The following is a 16,176-nucleotide window of genomic DNA, read 5'->3' on the forward strand; positions in this document are numbered from 1 at the left end:
ACAGCAACTTCCGTGAGATGAGGAGTGAGAGATGGACACTACAAAAAATAAAAACTGGACCTTGGAAAGCACGCCTGCAAAGTTGGAAGAAATACTCCCGAACGGCGTTGTAAAGTGTCATCTTTCTCCCCGAAACTGTGTCATTCAGGAGGGCAAAGTAGGTTTTTGCAAGGTGCGCGGAAACAGAGGCGGCCGGTTAGTTACGTTGAATTATGGCAAAGGCGTTCACAGCACCGAAGAGACCATCGAAACCGAGGCGGTATTCCACTTTGCTCCCGGAGAGCGAATCCTTTCCCTAGGCAATATCGGCTGCATGCTTAACTGCGGCTACTGCCACAATTGGAAGACCTCTCAGGCCAAGTATGTGACAGATAAAGATGTTTACTACTATACGCCTGAGCAGGTTGTAGAAACTGCCTTGAAGCATGGTATACGCGTTATCTCCTGGACGTACAACGACCCTGTTGTCTGGCATGAATTCATCCTCGACACGGCAAAGCTGGCAAAGGAAGCGGGCTTAATCAACTTATATAAATCAGCTTTTTTTATCAGTGAAGAAGCCATTGATGAACTATTGCCAGTCATCGACATATTCTCGATTTCGCTAAAATCCATCTCCCCCGAATACTATCGAAAAGTCACAACAGGCTGGGTAGAACCCGTTCTGGCTGGCATCAAGAAAGTATACGATGCTGGTAAATATGTTGAAGTCAGCACCTTGATGGTTACCGATATCAGTGACGATGAGGATACCGCCAGGAAAATTAGCCAGTGGGTACTGGATGAACTGGGCCCGAATGTACCGCTCCACTTTGTAAGGTTTCACCCTGATTATAAAATGAGTAATAGCATCAGGACGCCCGTGGATAGACTCCTGAAGGCTCGGGACATTGCCCGGAGCATGGGGGTTGAGCATGTTTATCTGGGTAACGTAAATGATGTCGAGGGCACCAATACCAACTGCAATAATTGTAACGCTCTACTCGTTACCCGCTACGGTTTGAATGCTGAACTAATCGGATTGGATAGCAACGGTTGCTGTGCCCGGTGTGGGCACGACGCACACTTCAAGTTACTGGGCGAACACAAAGCGAACACGCCTGTTGAACTGCGAGAGGCTGCATTGACCTCTTACGAGAAGCGAAAGTTCGAGTGGCATGGGGATATCGTATCGCTGCACGCCCAAGTGCTGAATACTGAAGACTTTGAACAGACCGTCTACCTGCGGCGCAACTATACCGACGGGCTCAACAGCGATTGGAAATCACTGACATTGCGGCCGTATGAAAGCTATCGATTTATTATTGCCAAGGCACGAATTGATGAATCAGGCCCTGAAGTCTGGCTTCCCAAGGGGGTGAACTCAAATCTTCATGAAGTATTCGACAGGGCTCACTTCCCAACCGAGTCGATTGAAGAGATTGGTATTTCGCAAAACGACATCACGCCGACCATTGGGTATGAAGGCAAACAGAACATGTATGAGCAGGTTATCAAACTGGTGAGCAAATCATGAGCGTGTCTACTGAAATACTCCATATCAGGGTCGATGACCGAGAGGCCCACCCATCCGTGACGCCTATTTATCAGTGCAGCGCTTTTAGCGCTGACTCGGCGTTCTTCTACTCGAGAAAAGCCAATCCCAATGTGACTGAGCTGGAACAGGTTGTCGCTGCACTGGAAGGAAGCGAATACGCCTTGGCCTACAGCACCGGAATGAGTGCCATCTACATGGTTCTGGAGCTGCTGAAACCCGGTGGGTCGCTGGTGATCAACAAATATATCTATGGCTGTTCTTATAAGCTGTTTCAGCGATATGCGGCACGTATCGGTGCGAAACTGACGATTCTGGATCTCACCACGGAAAGTGGATTGAAAGAGTTGCCGTTGAACGTGGACATGGTTATTTTCGAAACACCGACCAATCCCTTTCTGAAAGATATTGATATTCATGCGGTCAGCAAGGCGGTTAAGCAAAACAACCCACACGCTCTGGTGGTCGTTGACAACACGTGGGCCACTCCGATATTTCAAAAGCCTCTGAACTTTGGCGCGGATATTTCTCTGTACAGCGCAACGAAGTATTTCTCCGGGCATAGCGATGTCATGGGCGGCCTGGTACTCGTCAACAATGAAATGATTCATACGCGCCTTCTCGAAGGCCGCTTTTATTCAGGCTCAATATTAGCGCCTAATAGCGCATGGCTGCTTCGCAGAAGCATGCAGACATTTAACCTGCGCATGGAGAAACACAGCAGCACAACCTCCAGCATGCTCAACTATCTGCGGGAACTGCCCTTTATTGAGCATGTTTATTATCCACGAGTCGATGGTAAACAATTGACCGGCTATGGTGGCATTGTGTTTGTTGATATTCGGCCCGATCTGGTCCCCTTTTACAAAACCTTCACCAGCGCCCTCAAATGGTTTGGAACGGGTACAGGAATGGCCTGTGTCACGTCAATGGTTGCGCAACCCTTTAGTGGAAGCCATGCCTCGATGACTGAGCAGGAAAAAGCGGATATGGGGATTGAAAAGGGGTTGGTTCGATTGTGTTTTGGTTTAGAGGCACTTGAGGATCTTAAAGAGGATCTGCTTCAGGCATTTGTAGCCACGGAAAATATGGCGAATCAAAAAAGTGCACTTAAACCTGCGTAACAGATGTTAATCATGAGCAACGAGCCTTCAACGGCTCGTTGCTTTTTCATGGAGAAGCGAGATTGCCCAGCGTACTCGAAAAAACGATATTCGAAGACCCTATTCTAAACGTTATCCATCTTCTAAACTCCATTTCCAGTGAAAATCCAGAGGCAATCTCTCTGGCTTCCGGTCGACCTGACGACGAGCAATGCGACCTGTCCCTTATCGATAAAGGGCTGGCCAGCTATGCACGATACGCCGTCAATCCGGAACGCTCACTTGCGACACTACTTTGCCAGTATGGAAAAACCACCGGGATTATCAACGGTATAATAGCCGAACACTTGCAGGTGGATGAAGGCATAAAGATTTTCAACCCTGAAAGTATTGTCGTGTGTATGGGGTTTCAGGAAGCTGCGACCTTGACACTACTATCAATTTTTGAAGGAGGTGGTGTTTTATTAGTGCCTGACCCTGTGTTTTCCGGAATAACGGGGATTGCGAAATTATTAAGAATAAAAATTGTACCCGTTCCCGAGGACACCTTCCTCGATCCATCTGCCCTGCGCAAGGTAGCTGAAGATCTTGAGTCCAGGGGGGAAAAGGTAAAAGCGCTGTACACGATTTCAGATTTTAGTAACCCTACTGCTAACAGCCTTTCCTATGAAGACAGAAAGGCTCTGCTCTCCTTGGCCAATGAAATGAATTTTTTTATCCTGGAGGATAATGCCTACAGCTACTTCAGGTACGAGGGAGATAAAATCCCCTTGATGAAGTCGATCGACAGTAGTCGAGTATTCCTTCTTGGCTCTTTTGCAAAGTCAATTTTTCCGGGATTGCGTATGGGCTATGTAGTCGCCCCGGAGATCGCTGGGGTGATTTCCTTTAGCGCCAGGTTATGTAAAGCCAAAAGTTTGATCACCGTCAATACACCTGCCCTGTGCCAAGCAATTGTCGGAGGTTTGCTGATAGAGAACAACTACTCTTTAAAACAGCTTAATCAACCAAGAGTGTTGTCTTACAGGCAAAAAAGAAACTATATGATTGAATGCCTTGAACGTGAATTCCCGATCAAGGCTGGTTCTCGAAGAAGCGTCACCTGGAACCATCCAGAGGGAGGTTTTTTCATCAATGTACAGTTGCCTTTCACCTTTGAATATTTTGAAATGTGCGAGTGCGCCAGGAACTTCAAGGTTATTGTATTTCCCACTTCCTTGTTTTCGCTGACGAATCAGGCTGTCACTCAGGTCAGATTGTCGTTTAGCAATGCGACAAAATCAGAAATCAAACAAGCGATAGGCAGCCTCAGGGCGTACATTGAATCCAGAATGCAGTAAAGCATCCTCCCGTCAGACCGTAGGGGATTGATGCCAAGGCTTACTCATCAGTCAATGAGAAATAAGCCTTGCCTCATTTCCCTATTAAGCTGCTGTGGCGAGCATAACGCCAGTGGCTACTTGGTAGGCACCCAGAATGGTTATGGTTGACCCGGAAAAATAGTTGATCAACCTGAGCTTTGATTGGGAGATTCTGGTCTTGAATATAGAGGAGAATCCGCTCAATCCCAGCCACCAGACAGCCGAGCCTAGAAATATACCTGTCACCATAGGCAGCACTGAGTGCTGACCGCTTTGATCATTAGCCATGCCGTCGCTCATGGCAGCAAATATCGCAATAAACGACAGGATGGTCATTGGGTTCGACAGTGTCAAAAACAGTGTACTCAAGTAGGCTTTTAACAGGTTGGCTCGTTCACCCGCCAGGGCTGTTGAGCTCGCTTTCGATCTTACTGTTTGATAACCAATGTACGCGAGGAACATCCCCCCCAAAATACACAACCATGGCTTAAAGCTAATGAGTGTCGCTATGATGACTGTGATTCCCAGCGCACCGACAAATCCATAGATCGAATCGGCTGTGGCCGCCCCTAACCCTGTCGCGAAACCTGCTCTCCATCCAAGCGCAAGGCTCCTCTGTATGCACAACAGCCCAATGGGTCCCACAGGGGCTGCAATACAAAGCCCAATGATCATCGACTTAATGAAAATCAACATAAATGCACCTCCGCAATGGATGCTTAAAGGTTAGGGGAAGTGCATTTTTTTATGAATTAATTATTAATTCCCATACAGGCTTTTTCGATAATTTTGTAAGAAGTATTCTTATCTTTCCTTCATTATTAAGGTGCACTCTGTGATGAGCCTTACTCAACACGATCGGTATGCCATTCGCCTTCGACGATGACGCCGGCCAGGACGTTGCAGGCATTCCTGGACGACGTGGGTTTTGAAGGGCTTTGGATAAGAGGTTCGTTGGCGCATGGCGATCCGCTTGTGAGGCTAAAAATGGTGTTCACTTAAATAGATGGACACCATCGCCTTCGGACTGGATTGGTAAGCGCTACGTCTCGAATTAGGCCATTCCAAGCGATGGGTGAGAGTAGGAGTACTACGATAAGAAAAGCTACCTGGGACAGGTAGAACGGCTCCAGCCACTGCTGCTTCAATGCGACGTAAAAAGTGTTATGAGTTACGTCGACCAAAATAATCGCTACCGTAAGCACGATTCCGGCTCTTGGTTTGATGAAAAGTAGCAGTGCTGCAAACGGGTCAAAAAACGTAAGCGCCCCCCAGAAAATACGGCTAGCCAAGTAAGTGCTTGGCCCGTATCCGTAGTCCCAAAGCAATCCATGCGAAACGTCTGCACGGATGTGATTAGCGGTTGCGATGAAAAGGCAGCATGCGAACAAAATTCTGACGGCGAATGACAACCTTGGCATAGCGTTATCTACAATCGTGATCTAGGCCCTGCATGATAGCTGGATGGATCAACGACGCCAGCAGGTCCGGGCCAGCCACTCCGAATCATCACGCAAAAAGAACATCACGTGGGGAGCCACCGCCAGGATGGAATATACAGAGAACGCGCTGGCGCTGGTAAGCCATCAATCATCCAGATGCTCTGCCAGAAGCCCACGAGATGGAGAGGACTTCGCGAATCGATCTACGAGGGGGCTGCTCACGGCTTCCCTGTAACCCATCAGGCTCAACTCAACGCCGACCAGATTGAGTTTGCTAGCCATTGAGCGCGGGAATTAACCTGTGGAAGCTAGCGGTCGAGCCGCTAGCTATTCACTCCGTAGTACCTATCCCCCACCGAATTGACTGACGCATCAACTCGATGTCGTGGCCCCACCAAGGCCCGAGGCATAGATATAACCTGCATCAGTACAGCCGCTCCGATTGGCGCAGTTTCTTGAAGGCCAATACTCCGCTTGCCAACATGAGTTGCCTAGGTAACCGCCATGATTGGCGCCACGTTTCATAACTCTTAAGGTTTGCTTAAGGACTTTAAATGTCACTGGCGGACAAACTTTCCTCAACGATCAGGAGAGTCGCCATGAACCCACAATCGATGAATTCAGACATTCCAGGCGCCCTTGCAAGACCGCTGGGAGCCCTGACCGGCTGGCAGGAGCGCCGTGCCAAAGAGCTGATGATACGTGACATGGGCAGTTGCGTACGCATCAGCCAAGTTGCCGAGCATTGCAACCTATCGCGCAGCCATTTTTCCCGGGCATTCAAAAAGATTACCGGTCATTCACCGCAAGGCTGGTTGATGAGGATGAAAATCGAAAAAGCCAAAAGCCTGCTGATCACTGCGATGGCGATCACCGAAGTCGCCTATGAATGCGGTTTCGGCGACCACTCGCATTTCACCCGCACCTTCAACCGCCTGGAAGGTGTAACACCCAAGGCCTGGCGCTGCGCCTTTCATCAAGCCATCACGAGCAACGGTTCCCTGATGCCTGAGATTGATCAGGACATATCCAACAGGATAATCCTCAACCACGCGCCCCATAGCTTTCCAGACGCAGGAATTTCACCCACGAACTGATCGAAATCGTCAGCCCACACTCCTCCCCTTTGGCCGCTTACGCGGCCTTTTTTTATCCGACACTGCCCGGCGCAAGTGGCAGACTGATACAGAACCTGGCGCCCCGCTCACTGTCCTGGAGGACTAGCGTCCCGCCGTGTGCAGCGATCCCCGACTTACAGCATCAGGCGAAGGCCGGTGCCAGAAGCAGTGTTGTTACCACATGAATTTGAGCTCCACGCCGAGGTAGTTACTATCGTCACCTCCGGCATCCCGTAACGTATCACCCACTGCATAGTGAACGGCCTCAACAGCACCGGACAGATTGCGGGTGAACGCATAGTCCATGCGCAATTGATCGTAGTAACCCGTCCAGCGTCCACCTTGCCCCGCCGTTCCTGCTACCGGCAGATTCGGTTGGGTATAAACCGCGTCCTCGGTGGTTTGTCGCCAGAGCATTCCCACGGCTGTCTGAATGGACAGGCCGGAGATCGGCTGTATCGTCACAGAAGGCTTGACATGGATAAGGTTGCTGTAGCCGGTGTAACCCGCCAATGAGAAGTAGTATCCATTCGGGAACAGAGGATTGAATGTCCCTAATGTGCCATCTCCGGTATGGTGATCACCGGAAGCCGCATCGAATTGCAGGCCAAAGCGTGGCGTCCAAGGCACAGCTTTCAGGGTGTACCCCAAACGGCTGCCGCCTGCCCAGGCGCGGATATCTTTGGAACCTACCGTACCGGTCTGAACCATCGCTTCCACATCCCAATCGTATGCCCCTTCGGCTCCCGCGGTGCGCGCATCGAAGATGTGTCGGGTTTCATCACCCTCTGCGTCGAGATAACTCGCGCCACGTTCTTCGTACAAGCCGTAGTAGGCCGACAGCTCATCTTTATTGTTAAGCTGACGCTCGACCCTGAGCATATGGAACGCGACGTCAGAATTGGACTTGTCGTCGAAGTGACGGCCATCCAGGTACTGGACAGGATGACTGGCGATGCCAATGAGTCGCCAATTGCTCGTCTCCCAGTCCGCCCAAACGGCATCGAAGGACTGCCGGACGTTGGGTCCATCCCGCGAAGAAATAAAGCGCTGCAAGTCGAAGGCGAAATCCTGACGCCCCACGCGCGTCTTGAAAGTGTGATCGGCGGTCTGGTCGACGTACTCGACAAAAGCCAGTCGCATATCCAGGTGGTTCTGGTCTGCGCCGCCTACGGTTGTCTTATCGAAGGCGCGAGCATCTTCCAGTTCGGTGAATACACGCCAGTGTTCGTTCAAATGCAAATCGGCATGCACTTGCAGTCGCTGAATCAGCCACGAGTCGCGTGACCGGTTGCCTATGCCAAATCCATTGGCATCGTTGGACTCAAACCGCTCACGAAGCGTCGCGCCGAACGATACATAACGCTGCGGATCATCATCCGACAGCGATATGTATTTGAGACTATCCAGAGGCTCGGTTCTCAACGAAGGGTTTTGAAGGACTGACCAGTCCTCCTGCCAACGGTTGGTTTTAAGCACCGGACGTTCAGTCTGATCGGCGGCGAAACCGCTGGAAACTCCCAGCGGCCACAGCACGGTCAGAGCCCAGGCACACGCGTTATGCGAAGGACGTCGGCTCTTCATATGCCCCCCTCAGTTACTTAGTCACGACGGGTTGGTGTATTTCGGCGACATATCCACCAGGGAATGCCACCCAAGCGGATTGGCGACCAGGCTCTGCTTTAAGGTCTACCAACAGTTGGGCGCCGGAATTCCTGGCTTTGGAGAGCGTGGCTGCCAGGTCGCCAACTTCGTAACCGGTCGTTTCACGGCCGTAGGGGTAAGGCAGGTGCCCGTCAGTCACGAACACCACCATCTTGCCGAAATCGGATTCCAGTTTTACGCGGCGGATGGTCTTTCCTGGCTCTCCAACCACAGCGCCGTCGAGATGCTTCTCATCGGCCACGACTTTGCCGTGGGAGAAACCCGTGAAACTTTTGATGAAGGCATCGGCACGTTGCTCAGAGACATACACCCGGTTTTCAGGGATTGTCTGAAACGGTGCGTAATTCGGCGCCTTGTCGTGCCAGTAGAGCTGCATATTCACGCCGCCTGGCCATTGCACCACCACATCGCGACCGATCGGATCGGGGAAGTCATGCACGATCACGTCAGCGCCATGCTTCTTGGCTTCGGCGATCGCGACATCCATATCCTTCACGAGATAGCCATTACGCTCGGCGCCAAAAGGGTAAGGGACAGGCGTGGTGAAGCCGAAAAGCGACACGCTACCGACTGGCGTCTGTACCAGTTGCGAAGTAGTGCTACTGGGAACGGGCAACACATTGACCACGACCTGCGGAGTGCTCTTGCCACCAAAGGTGGCCACGAAGCTTTTAACAAAACTATCAACGTCGCTTGGGGCAACGTAGACATGACTGGTGTCGTACTGGGCTGCGACAGCCACGGCTGGGTTGGTTGCCGCCTGCGCAGAGAGGGAAGCGGCCATTCCAAGAATGACAGCCAGAGGAAACTGCTTGAATGAATGTTTCATAAGAAGCCCTTGATGAGTTGAGAGACGCGACACCGTCGAATAGCAACGCCGCCGTTCAGTAAGCGTATGAAGCGGGGATAGATGGTCGATAGGATCTATGTGCGCAGATGCATGAAACTAAATTCATTTGACCATGGCGATATTCCAATCCAGCTCTCGGCCATCACTTCCCTGTTGAACCGCCATGGAACTTTTGACGCCCATTTGGAAGGGACTATTGAAAGAATGAGGCTATTGTCTCGCCGAACGTCAATTCGCAAGCCGGCATGCACGGCGGGAATAATCAAATAAGTAACCAGACCGGCAGCACACCGCGCAACGGTAAAGTTACTTGTTGCCTGGTTGTAGATGTTCGTTGAAAGCAGGACTCCACAAAATATCTGTTTGTATTTGGGAGCTATTTAGAAAGACAGGAGTCGGCACTGTCTTCCCAGGCCGAAGCCCACACTTGATCCATGAGAGAGACTTGCCAATTTGCAGTCGTACTTCGCTCAAAAAAAACCGCCGAAGTCCTTTCCAGCGGAAACGATCGATCAGTGCAGGCCGTAACGCAATCAGCGAGCGAGAGCAAATGCCTTACGGCGTGCAAGAAAAACGTCGAGGCTCAACATCCCTCCACCAAAGGCCGCAACTTGCAGTAGACCGCCAGCGATCGAGATGTTTTTGAAGAAGTTGACGAACTGCGCCTGGTCAGCCAGTGAGTTGTGGAAAGCAACAGCGGTAACCACGGTGAACACTGCCATGGCTGCTGCGACTAAACGGGTACGGACACCCAAGACCAGCAATGACGCCAAACCCAGCTCTACGCCCAGTGCTCCCAGGTAGGCCAGTTTTGGAAACGGCATCCCACTAGACTCGATGTAGGCAATAGTGGTTGCCGGGCCTGTCAACTTCGAAAAGCCGCTCAACAGGAACAGGGCCGCCAGCAGAAGGCGGCCAATAGCTGCGGTGATATCTTTGCTTGTGATATTCATTTGGAAATCTCTACGTCAGTTTCGGGTGGCCCAGTTTGGGGTATTGGCGAAGCTCCAGGTGAAACTTAAACTAAGATAATTCAGCACAATCGGACTTTTGCTTCGTATTTCTCAACAGTGATACACACCGGTCTAAAGCAGGACCTCCTCCATTCCAATATTCAGCGGTGCCAGCGCAGCGAAGAGGTAAGTACAACAATCAAAATTGATGGGCGTAAAATAAGGAATACGATTCAACGCCGGCATTAGGCTGCGCGAGGCCCGCATTGGAATAATGAATGACGCGAACACCGACCCTTTGAGCCTCTCCTATTTTCAAACCTGCACCAAGACGATCCTCAAAGTTGAACACGGAGCCCATCTTCCGGTCACCTACGCCAGTACCGGAAAACAGCGATGCACCGATACCCGCTTCGATAAAGGGTCTGTAGAAGCCATCTCCAATAACGTATTCGAATACCGGAGCGGCGGAGATAGAGTGTCTACCGCTGGCTTGATCACCGCCCTCCCAATACGTATACCCAACGTCCCAATATCCACCAAAGTGTCCGATTGAGGACTCAAACCAGCGCTTGTCCCACTCCCAACCCAAACCTGCACGGTATGTCATGTTGCCTTGGCTGGTAACGCCGACCGCTCCGGAAATCTCCGCAGCCTGACTTGAAATCGATGCGCTTGCTAACAACCCCAAAAGAATGGAAGGAAGAATTCTAGCCATTAAATATCCCCTAATCAGGTCGGTGAAGAGCACGTCGTTGCAAACGCGCACTATCAGTCGAGAGATATTTTCTTTTCGGCGGGTGACGGTGACTATGCTTCTTGTGCTGACTTAACCGGCCAGATACCTGGAGCTTTACGGTCTTGATTGAACGAGTGCAATGCATCAGTTCTACTGGTATGCCGATCGAAGGTCAGACAGCCGGCATTGGCCGATCTGAAGCTCGGTTTATACAATGCGCCGTCCAATACACTGAGTAGCAGAAGCAGCCTGTAACGCTGCCCAGACTGAGGGCTGCGAGGTCCTACAGGTATTGCCCGTGAATGCCACCGGCCATGATCGCTTGACTGTGGTCGTTGAAGACTCGAAGGCTTGTAATCGAGTCGCTGGAGCATGCACTCTCATGTGGAGCCAAACCCTTGGCGGAGAGATTATTCATTGAACCCTCTTCATTTTTCAGTCGACGCCCACTAAAAGCAGCAAGCTATGGCCTATGGCTAAAGCTTTGTGGCCAGGCGCCTGGCATTACGCTCCAACTGCCGATGGACACGCGGATCGATGCCCCTGGCGGGAAAAGGGCGAGGCCGTTGTAGTCAGGGAGGGTGTAGTCCTTGGCTCCGGGTTTGGCGTGTCGGACCGCGGTCTTGGTGCAGCCATCGCACACGCCACGAGAAAACCGATCTGCCGAGCTCCGGATTGATGTACTGGAAAATGTGCCCATTGGGGCTGGATCGGAGTGTTTTCAGGGGGGACGCGGCAAAAGTCAAAGAAAGGCTTTTCTTTGGACGAAAAAAATGGATCTCTTTTCAGAGATCCATTTTTGAATGCTTGGAGCGGGAAACGAGATTCGCATCCGGTATCCGACTCATTGAAATATAAGGGGTTTCTTTTATTCCTGAAGCAGGAATGGACTCAATTCTGGACTTGTTTTCAGGGTGTATCAAGAGCAAAAAAAAGATGACTCCAAGCCATGCTAGCGAGCTCTACCTACAGCCACTCGGAAGAGCAGTCGTCCGGCCGACGGTATCAATTGCGTAGGACCAATTCGAGACGAGTTCTAAAGCGAGTACGAAGCGGCAGGCCGGAAGACTCCGCATTCAGGCTCTGCCTGTAGTGAGTGGCGTTAACTACTGTGCAGTGTGTTTGAGGTACCAGTGCTGTGTCGCATCCAAAGAAGCCGCAAAAACTCCAAGGATTTCATTGATATCCTTCTCCGTTGAGATTAACGGAGGACAGAATGCCAATGCATCTCCCATGACTCGGTTGATCATTCCACGCTCCTGGGTCTGAGAGGACAGATACCGCCCGAGTCTGCCAACAGCCTCAAAAGGCTCTTTTGTGTGCCGGTCGGCTACCAACTCAACGGCAGCAATCAACCCCACACCACGAACCTCGCCAACCATTGGATGATCAGCAAACTGCTGAAGCCCTTTGCGAAGGATAATCCCCATTTCAGCAGCATGCTGAACCAGGCCCTCCTCTTCGATAATTTTAAGATTCTCCAGGGCGACTGCAGTAGCTACCGGGTGCCCGCTACCAGTGAAGCCATGACCTAAGGTGCCAATCGAATGGCTCTGATCGGCAATACCTTGGTAAACGGCATCGTTAATCAATATGGCTGCAATGGGCTGATAGGAGGACGACAGCTGTTTGGATACCACCATGACGTCTGGTTTGATATCAAAGGTTTCGCAACCGAACATATTGCCGGTTCGACCGAAACCGCAGATGACCTCGTCCGCGACAATCAAGACGTCATGCTTGCGGCACACCTTCTGGATCTTTTCCCAGTAGGTTTTCGGCGGAACGATCACACCCCCCGCTCCCATCAGCGGTTCGCCATAAAACGCTGCGACCGTCTCAGGGCCTTCCTTTATGATCAGATCATCCAGTTCTCGGGCGAGGCGATCGGCGAACTGTTCTTCTGTTTCACCCGCTCGACCATATCGGTAAAAGTGCGGGCAACTGACATGCAGGAAGCCCGGCAGGGGAACGTCAAAACCGCGCTGATTTGCCGGCAGCCCAGTGAGGCTCGCACTTACGGTAGTGGTACCGTGATATGCGTTCTGCCGACTGATGAACTTTTTCTTGGCGGGCTTCCCCAGAGCATTGTTCCGGTACCACAAAAGCTTAACTACCGTGTCGTTTGCCTCAGAGCCGGAGTTGGTGAAAAACACCTTGCTCATCGGCACCGGAGCCATCTCCACCAATTTTTCGGCGAGCTCAATGCTGGGGCGGTGTGCCTTGCTGGAAAACACATGATAGAACGGTAGTGTACGTAGTTGCTTTTCGGCAGCCTCGATCAGCCGTTGGTTGCTGAAACCAAGCGCTACACTCCATAGCCCTGACATCGCCTCGATGTATCGCTTATTCTGGTTGTCATATACATGAACTCCTTCTCCACGCTCGATAATGAGGGGGCCATCCGCTTCATGAAGTCGAGCATCCGTATAAGGATGGAGGTGATTTTCAACATCTTTTTGTGCAAGCAAATCCGTCATGATTTTGCCTCGAAGTGAGAGAGGATTCGTTAAACCAAGGGCCGTGTAGAAACCCAAATTAAATACCCAGGCAACCGCACCAGGCTCCACAACTACAACAACTACTTGTCGCCAATAGCCACGGAGCAAAAAGCGGCATAAACACCGTAATCGGTGTCCGGACTTACTTGACCAATTCAGGCTCGCCTACAGGTTATGCGCTAAACCTGTGGGCGAGCCCGCTCGCGAAGAGGACTTTAGGGCTGTTGCCAAAAAATCCGGATCAGAAGTAATAACCGATGTTCATGTACAACTGGTTTTCCCACTGGTTACTACCACCAGCCCCCAGGCTCTGGGTGAGGCTGCCGCCACCGATGACCGGATCATTCTTGCCGTACAACCATTCCGTGGCGATCCACAACTTGCTGAGGGAGAACGAGGTGCCGAATATCATCCGTTGCGAGGTCTTGAAATCGTCCGCGGATTTATCGAAGGCGCTGTAGTTGGCGTACAGCTTCACACCGCTGATCTGATCGAACAGATACTTGCCGCTGACGTCATAGCTTACATCCGCCACGTACAAGTTGCCGCGACTGGCGACGTTGAAGGTGGCGTCGTAACTGCCGAAAGTCACCAGTTCATCGGTGCCGGGGTTGCGCGGGGACATCTGCTGTCGCGCGGCTTGCAGTTGCACGCCCCATGGGCCGTTCTTGCCGATGTAGTGCACCGCCATGGCATTGCGCCGGCCATCGTTGTTGGTGTCGCGGTTCTCCAGGGACGAGGTCAGGCCGGAGATCCCGACTTCGGACTTCCACGGTCCCAGGTCCAGCGCCTTGGCCACCCGAAGGACCACTGTGTTGCGTTCCTGGTTGTTGCTGCCGTCGATGACATAGCTGTCCGCTTCGGAGACCACGGTGGAGTAGGTTTCACCATTGCTAGTGCCTTTACCCTGCCAAGCGGGGCGCAGGTAGTAACCGGCCTGAATATTCCAGTCGCCGCTTTGCTGGATGTACTTGGCGCCGACTTCTTCCACGTCTTCCAGTCCCATGACACTGCCCAGGGTTTGGTAGAACGTGCTGCCGAAGTACGGCTGCAAACCGAACGGCAGTTGGTTCAGGCCGACTTGGACCTGCTGGTCGGGGTTGAACTTGTAGCCGATCCACGCCAATTCGGCGAACTGGACGTCACCGACATGCTTTGTGTAGTTGTAAGGGTAGGCTCGACCGTAGAAACGGTACTGGGCCTCGCCGATCCAGGTGTCGGAGTTGTACTTGGCGTTGAGGATCGCGGTGTCGAAGTTGAACTTCTGGATGTCGCGATCCGGGTCATAGTCCCAACGCGCCCGGACGGCACCGCCGAGATTGAGGTTGTCGGTGACCTGGATCGCCATCGCTGGGGTGGAAAGGGCCCCCAACAGCGCCAGCGCGGTCAATGAGCGCAAGGCCCGGGTGGTGTTCAAGTTCATGGTCGCTCCGTCTCTTGTTTATTTTATTGTTGGCAACACTCATCCCGGCCACGGCAAAAGCGCGGTCTGGATGAAAGGGGTAGGGCCCACCAGAACGAAGGCTGCAAACAGCGTCCAAGTTAGGGCCGGGAGGGTCAGCCGCCGGCGGTCAGCCGGGTCTGGGTGTAGCTATGCCGAGCCTGCACATGGCACCTCTTCACCAAGGCTGGGAAGTGCCTGACAAGCCGCGGTCATTCACACTCCCGCGTCAGCTGCGTTGCAGCTCTTCAACCACAGCGGCACAAGCACGGAAGGTATTCAACGTCCACTCTGCATTGATAAAGTCCGGCCAACTGGAAAGTTTTACGATTGTCACTTCAGAAGCCGGATCCCAATAGATACTCTGCCCAAATACTCCGCGCGCCGAATAGGTACCCTGTTCACTGTCCAGCACCCAGCACTGATTGCTATAGGCGCCGTTAGGAAAGTGTTTGACATAGAAGCCATAGAGGACTTCAAAAGCCGGTGTGGAACCACGGCCGCATGCGCGCACAAATTCCTCTGGAACAATCTGTTGGCCGTTGAAACGTCCCCCCTGCAGATACATCTGGGCAAAGCGCCCCAGATCACGCAGCGTGGCGCTCATCCCGCCATCGGCCAATGCCGTTCCAACGCAATCGAGGGTGATATTCGCGTCTTGTTCTGCCCCCAGTCTTGACCAGATCTCCCGGCTCAGTAAAACGGGGAGCCGCTCGCCGCAGGCCCGCTCACAGACCCAGGCCAACACGTCGGTATCCACTGAGCGATACTCAAAGAACTGGCCATGTTCACGATCTTTACTCAGCGACTTCAACAAACCATAAATGCTGTCAGGCGACTTTAGCTCTCCCCGTTCACGCCAACCGGAGGCGATATCCAACTGGATGAATTCAGCATCCGGATCGGTGTAGTCCTCCCTGAATCTCACTCCCGTGCGCATATCCAGAAGATCCTGTACCCGGGCGTCGCCATAACCGCTTGCCGAAAGCTCGGGCACATAGTCGCTGACACGCGCTTGGGGATCGATTCTGCCCTGGCCGATCAATCTGCCGACCAGGCTACCGACGACGGTCTTGGATACCGATTGCAACAGATGCAACGTGTGCGGCTGCATACCGTTGAAATACTGCTCCGAAACCACCTTGCCTCGGTGGAGCACTAAAAAACCATCGGTGTAGCTATCGGTCAAGAAAGTCGCCAGATCGGTTTGTCCGCCGTCGACCCGCTGGAAACGTACGTCGTCCAGTGAGCGTTCGTTGCGCTCGAGTTCGGTGACCGGCCCGGGACTACGATGGATAGCGGCCACCGGAAACAACTGGCTCATGTGCTGGAACGACCAGCGGTTATAGGGCGGACTGTCCCAATTATGCAGGCCGACTTGCTTTTCCCGGGACGGCGGATAGCCCTGCATCAAACTTAGGTCCTGATAACCAATGCCGGGAGCGGTCATGTCTTTTTTATTGTACATA

Annotated in this window: 13 protein-coding genes; 4 read left to right on the top strand and 9 right to left on the bottom strand. The window is 52.3% G+C overall.

Annotated elements, in window-relative coordinates; translation table 11 throughout:
* The first annotated feature begins 31 nt into the window (after nucleotides 1-31).
* The 3 genes from amrS (at nucleotide 32) to AC1D2Q_RS10700 (ending at nucleotide 3,977) form a co-directional block, all read left to right on the top strand.
* Nucleotides 32-1,516, top strand: coding sequence for an AmmeMemoRadiSam system radical SAM enzyme (gene amrS, locus AC1D2Q_RS10690; protein ID WP_230172118.1), 1,485 nt, complete (start codon nucleotides 32-34; stop codon nucleotides 1,514-1,516).
* Nucleotides 1,513-2,658 carry a trans-sulfuration enzyme family protein gene (locus AC1D2Q_RS10695; RefSeq protein ID WP_477813179.1) on the top strand — a complete coding sequence of 382 codons (1,146 nt, stop codon included), beginning with the start codon at nucleotides 1,513-1,515 and terminating at the stop codon, nucleotides 2,656-2,658. The genes amrS and AC1D2Q_RS10695 overlap by 4 nt, the downstream gene beginning before the upstream one ends.
* A gap of 62 nt (nucleotides 2,659-2,720) precedes the next feature.
* Complete coding sequence (locus AC1D2Q_RS10700) at nucleotides 2,721-3,977, top strand: aminotransferase-like domain-containing protein (RefSeq protein ID WP_477813180.1); 1,257 nt, start codon at nucleotides 2,721-2,723, stop codon at nucleotides 3,975-3,977.
* An 84-nt stretch (nucleotides 3,978-4,061) separates the two neighbouring features.
* Here AC1D2Q_RS10700 and AC1D2Q_RS10705 read toward each other — a convergent pair whose 3' ends face one another.
* Nucleotides 4,062-4,694 (bottom strand): LysE family translocator, encoded by a 633-nt coding sequence (locus AC1D2Q_RS10705; protein WP_477813181.1) that lies wholly within the window; start codon nucleotides 4,692-4,694, stop codon nucleotides 4,062-4,064.
* 1,345 nt (nucleotides 4,695-6,039) lie between these two features.
* Here AC1D2Q_RS10705 and AC1D2Q_RS10710 point away from each other — a divergent pair.
* Nucleotides 6,040-6,537, top strand: a complete 498-nt coding sequence (locus tag AC1D2Q_RS10710) for a helix-turn-helix transcriptional regulator (protein WP_477813182.1) — start codon at nucleotides 6,040-6,042, stop codon at nucleotides 6,535-6,537.
* A 195-nt stretch (nucleotides 6,538-6,732) separates the two neighbouring features.
* Here the strand turns inward: AC1D2Q_RS10710 and AC1D2Q_RS10715 are convergent, their stop codons facing one another.
* The 8 genes from AC1D2Q_RS10715 to AC1D2Q_RS10750 all read right to left on the bottom strand — a co-directional run bounded on the left by AC1D2Q_RS10715 (nucleotide 6,733) and on the right by AC1D2Q_RS10750 (nucleotide 16,175).
* On the bottom strand, nucleotides 6,733-8,142 hold the full coding sequence (locus AC1D2Q_RS10715; protein WP_477813183.1) for an alginate export family protein: 1,410 nt from the start codon (nucleotides 8,140-8,142) through the stop codon (nucleotides 6,733-6,735).
* 13 nt (nucleotides 8,143-8,155) lie between these two features.
* Nucleotides 8,156-9,007 carry a glyoxalase gene (locus AC1D2Q_RS10720; RefSeq protein ID WP_477813328.1) on the bottom strand — a complete coding sequence of 284 codons (852 nt, stop codon included), beginning with the start codon at nucleotides 9,005-9,007 and terminating at the stop codon, nucleotides 8,156-8,158.
* A 599-nt stretch (nucleotides 9,008-9,606) separates the two neighbouring features.
* Entirely contained in the window at nucleotides 9,607-10,026 is a 420-nt protein-coding gene (locus AC1D2Q_RS10725; RefSeq protein ID WP_477813184.1) for a DoxX family protein, read from the bottom strand.
* A gap of 199 nt (nucleotides 10,027-10,225) precedes the next feature.
* On the bottom strand, nucleotides 10,226-10,744 hold the full coding sequence (locus tag AC1D2Q_RS10730) for an acyloxyacyl hydrolase (protein ID WP_477813185.1): 519 nt from the start codon (nucleotides 10,742-10,744) through the stop codon (nucleotides 10,226-10,228).
* A gap of 304 nt (nucleotides 10,745-11,048) precedes the next feature.
* A complete protein-coding gene (locus AC1D2Q_RS10735; protein WP_477813186.1) occupies nucleotides 11,049-11,183 on the bottom strand; it encodes a hypothetical protein in 135 nt (44 codons plus the stop codon).
* A 688-nt stretch (nucleotides 11,184-11,871) separates the two neighbouring features.
* Nucleotides 11,872-13,245 (bottom strand): aspartate aminotransferase family protein, encoded by a 1,374-nt coding sequence (locus AC1D2Q_RS10740; protein WP_095129306.1) that lies wholly within the window; start codon nucleotides 13,243-13,245, stop codon nucleotides 11,872-11,874.
* A gap of 262 nt (nucleotides 13,246-13,507) precedes the next feature.
* Nucleotides 13,508-14,689 carry a hypothetical protein gene (locus AC1D2Q_RS10745; RefSeq protein WP_095129305.1) on the bottom strand — a complete coding sequence of 394 codons (1,182 nt, stop codon included), beginning with the start codon at nucleotides 14,687-14,689 and terminating at the stop codon, nucleotides 13,508-13,510.
* Nucleotides 14,690-14,936: 247 nt separating this feature from the next.
* A complete protein-coding gene (locus tag AC1D2Q_RS10750) occupies nucleotides 14,937-16,175 on the bottom strand; it encodes a serine hydrolase domain-containing protein (RefSeq protein ID WP_095129304.1) in 1,239 nt (412 codons plus the stop codon).
* Between the last annotated feature and the right edge of the window lies 1 nt (nucleotide 16,176).

This window comes from Pseudomonas sp. P1_A1 (assembly GCF_056406935.1).

Coding starts and splice junctions, on each gene's coding strand:
- amrS (WP_230172118.1), top strand. CDS start 32: ATGGACACTACAAAAAATAAAAACTGGACCTTGGAAAGCACGCCTGCA.
- AC1D2Q_RS10695 (WP_477813179.1), top strand. CDS start 1,513: ATGAGCGTGTCTACTGAAATACTCCATATCAGGGTCGATGACCGAGAG.
- AC1D2Q_RS10705 (WP_477813181.1), bottom strand. CDS start 4,694: ATGTTGATTTTCATTAAGTCGATGATCATTGGGCTTTGTATTGCAGCC.
- AC1D2Q_RS10710 (WP_477813182.1), top strand. CDS start 6,040: ATGAACCCACAATCGATGAATTCAGACATTCCAGGCGCCCTTGCAAGA.
- AC1D2Q_RS10715 (WP_477813183.1), bottom strand. CDS start 8,142: ATGAAGAGCCGACGTCCTTCGCATAACGCGTGTGCCTGGGCTCTGACC.
- AC1D2Q_RS10720 (WP_477813328.1), bottom strand. CDS start 9,007: ATGGCCGCTTCCCTCTCTGCGCAGGCGGCAACCAACCCAGCCGTGGCT.
- AC1D2Q_RS10725 (WP_477813184.1), bottom strand. CDS start 10,026: ATGAATATCACAAGCAAAGATATCACCGCAGCTATTGGCCGCCTTCTG.
- AC1D2Q_RS10730 (WP_477813185.1), bottom strand. CDS start 10,744: ATGGCTAGAATTCTTCCTTCCATTCTTTTGGGGTTGTTAGCAAGCGCA.
- AC1D2Q_RS10735 (WP_477813186.1), bottom strand. CDS start 11,183: ATGAATAATCTCTCCGCCAAGGGTTTGGCTCCACATGAGAGTGCATGC.
- AC1D2Q_RS10740 (WP_095129306.1), bottom strand. CDS start 13,245: ATGACGGATTTGCTTGCACAAAAAGATGTTGAAAATCACCTCCATCCT.
- AC1D2Q_RS10745 (WP_095129305.1), bottom strand. CDS start 14,689: ATGAACTTGAACACCACCCGGGCCTTGCGCTCATTGACCGCGCTGGCG.
- AC1D2Q_RS10750 (WP_095129304.1), bottom strand. CDS start 16,175: ATGTACAATAAAAAAGACATGACCGCTCCCGGCATTGGTTATCAGGAC.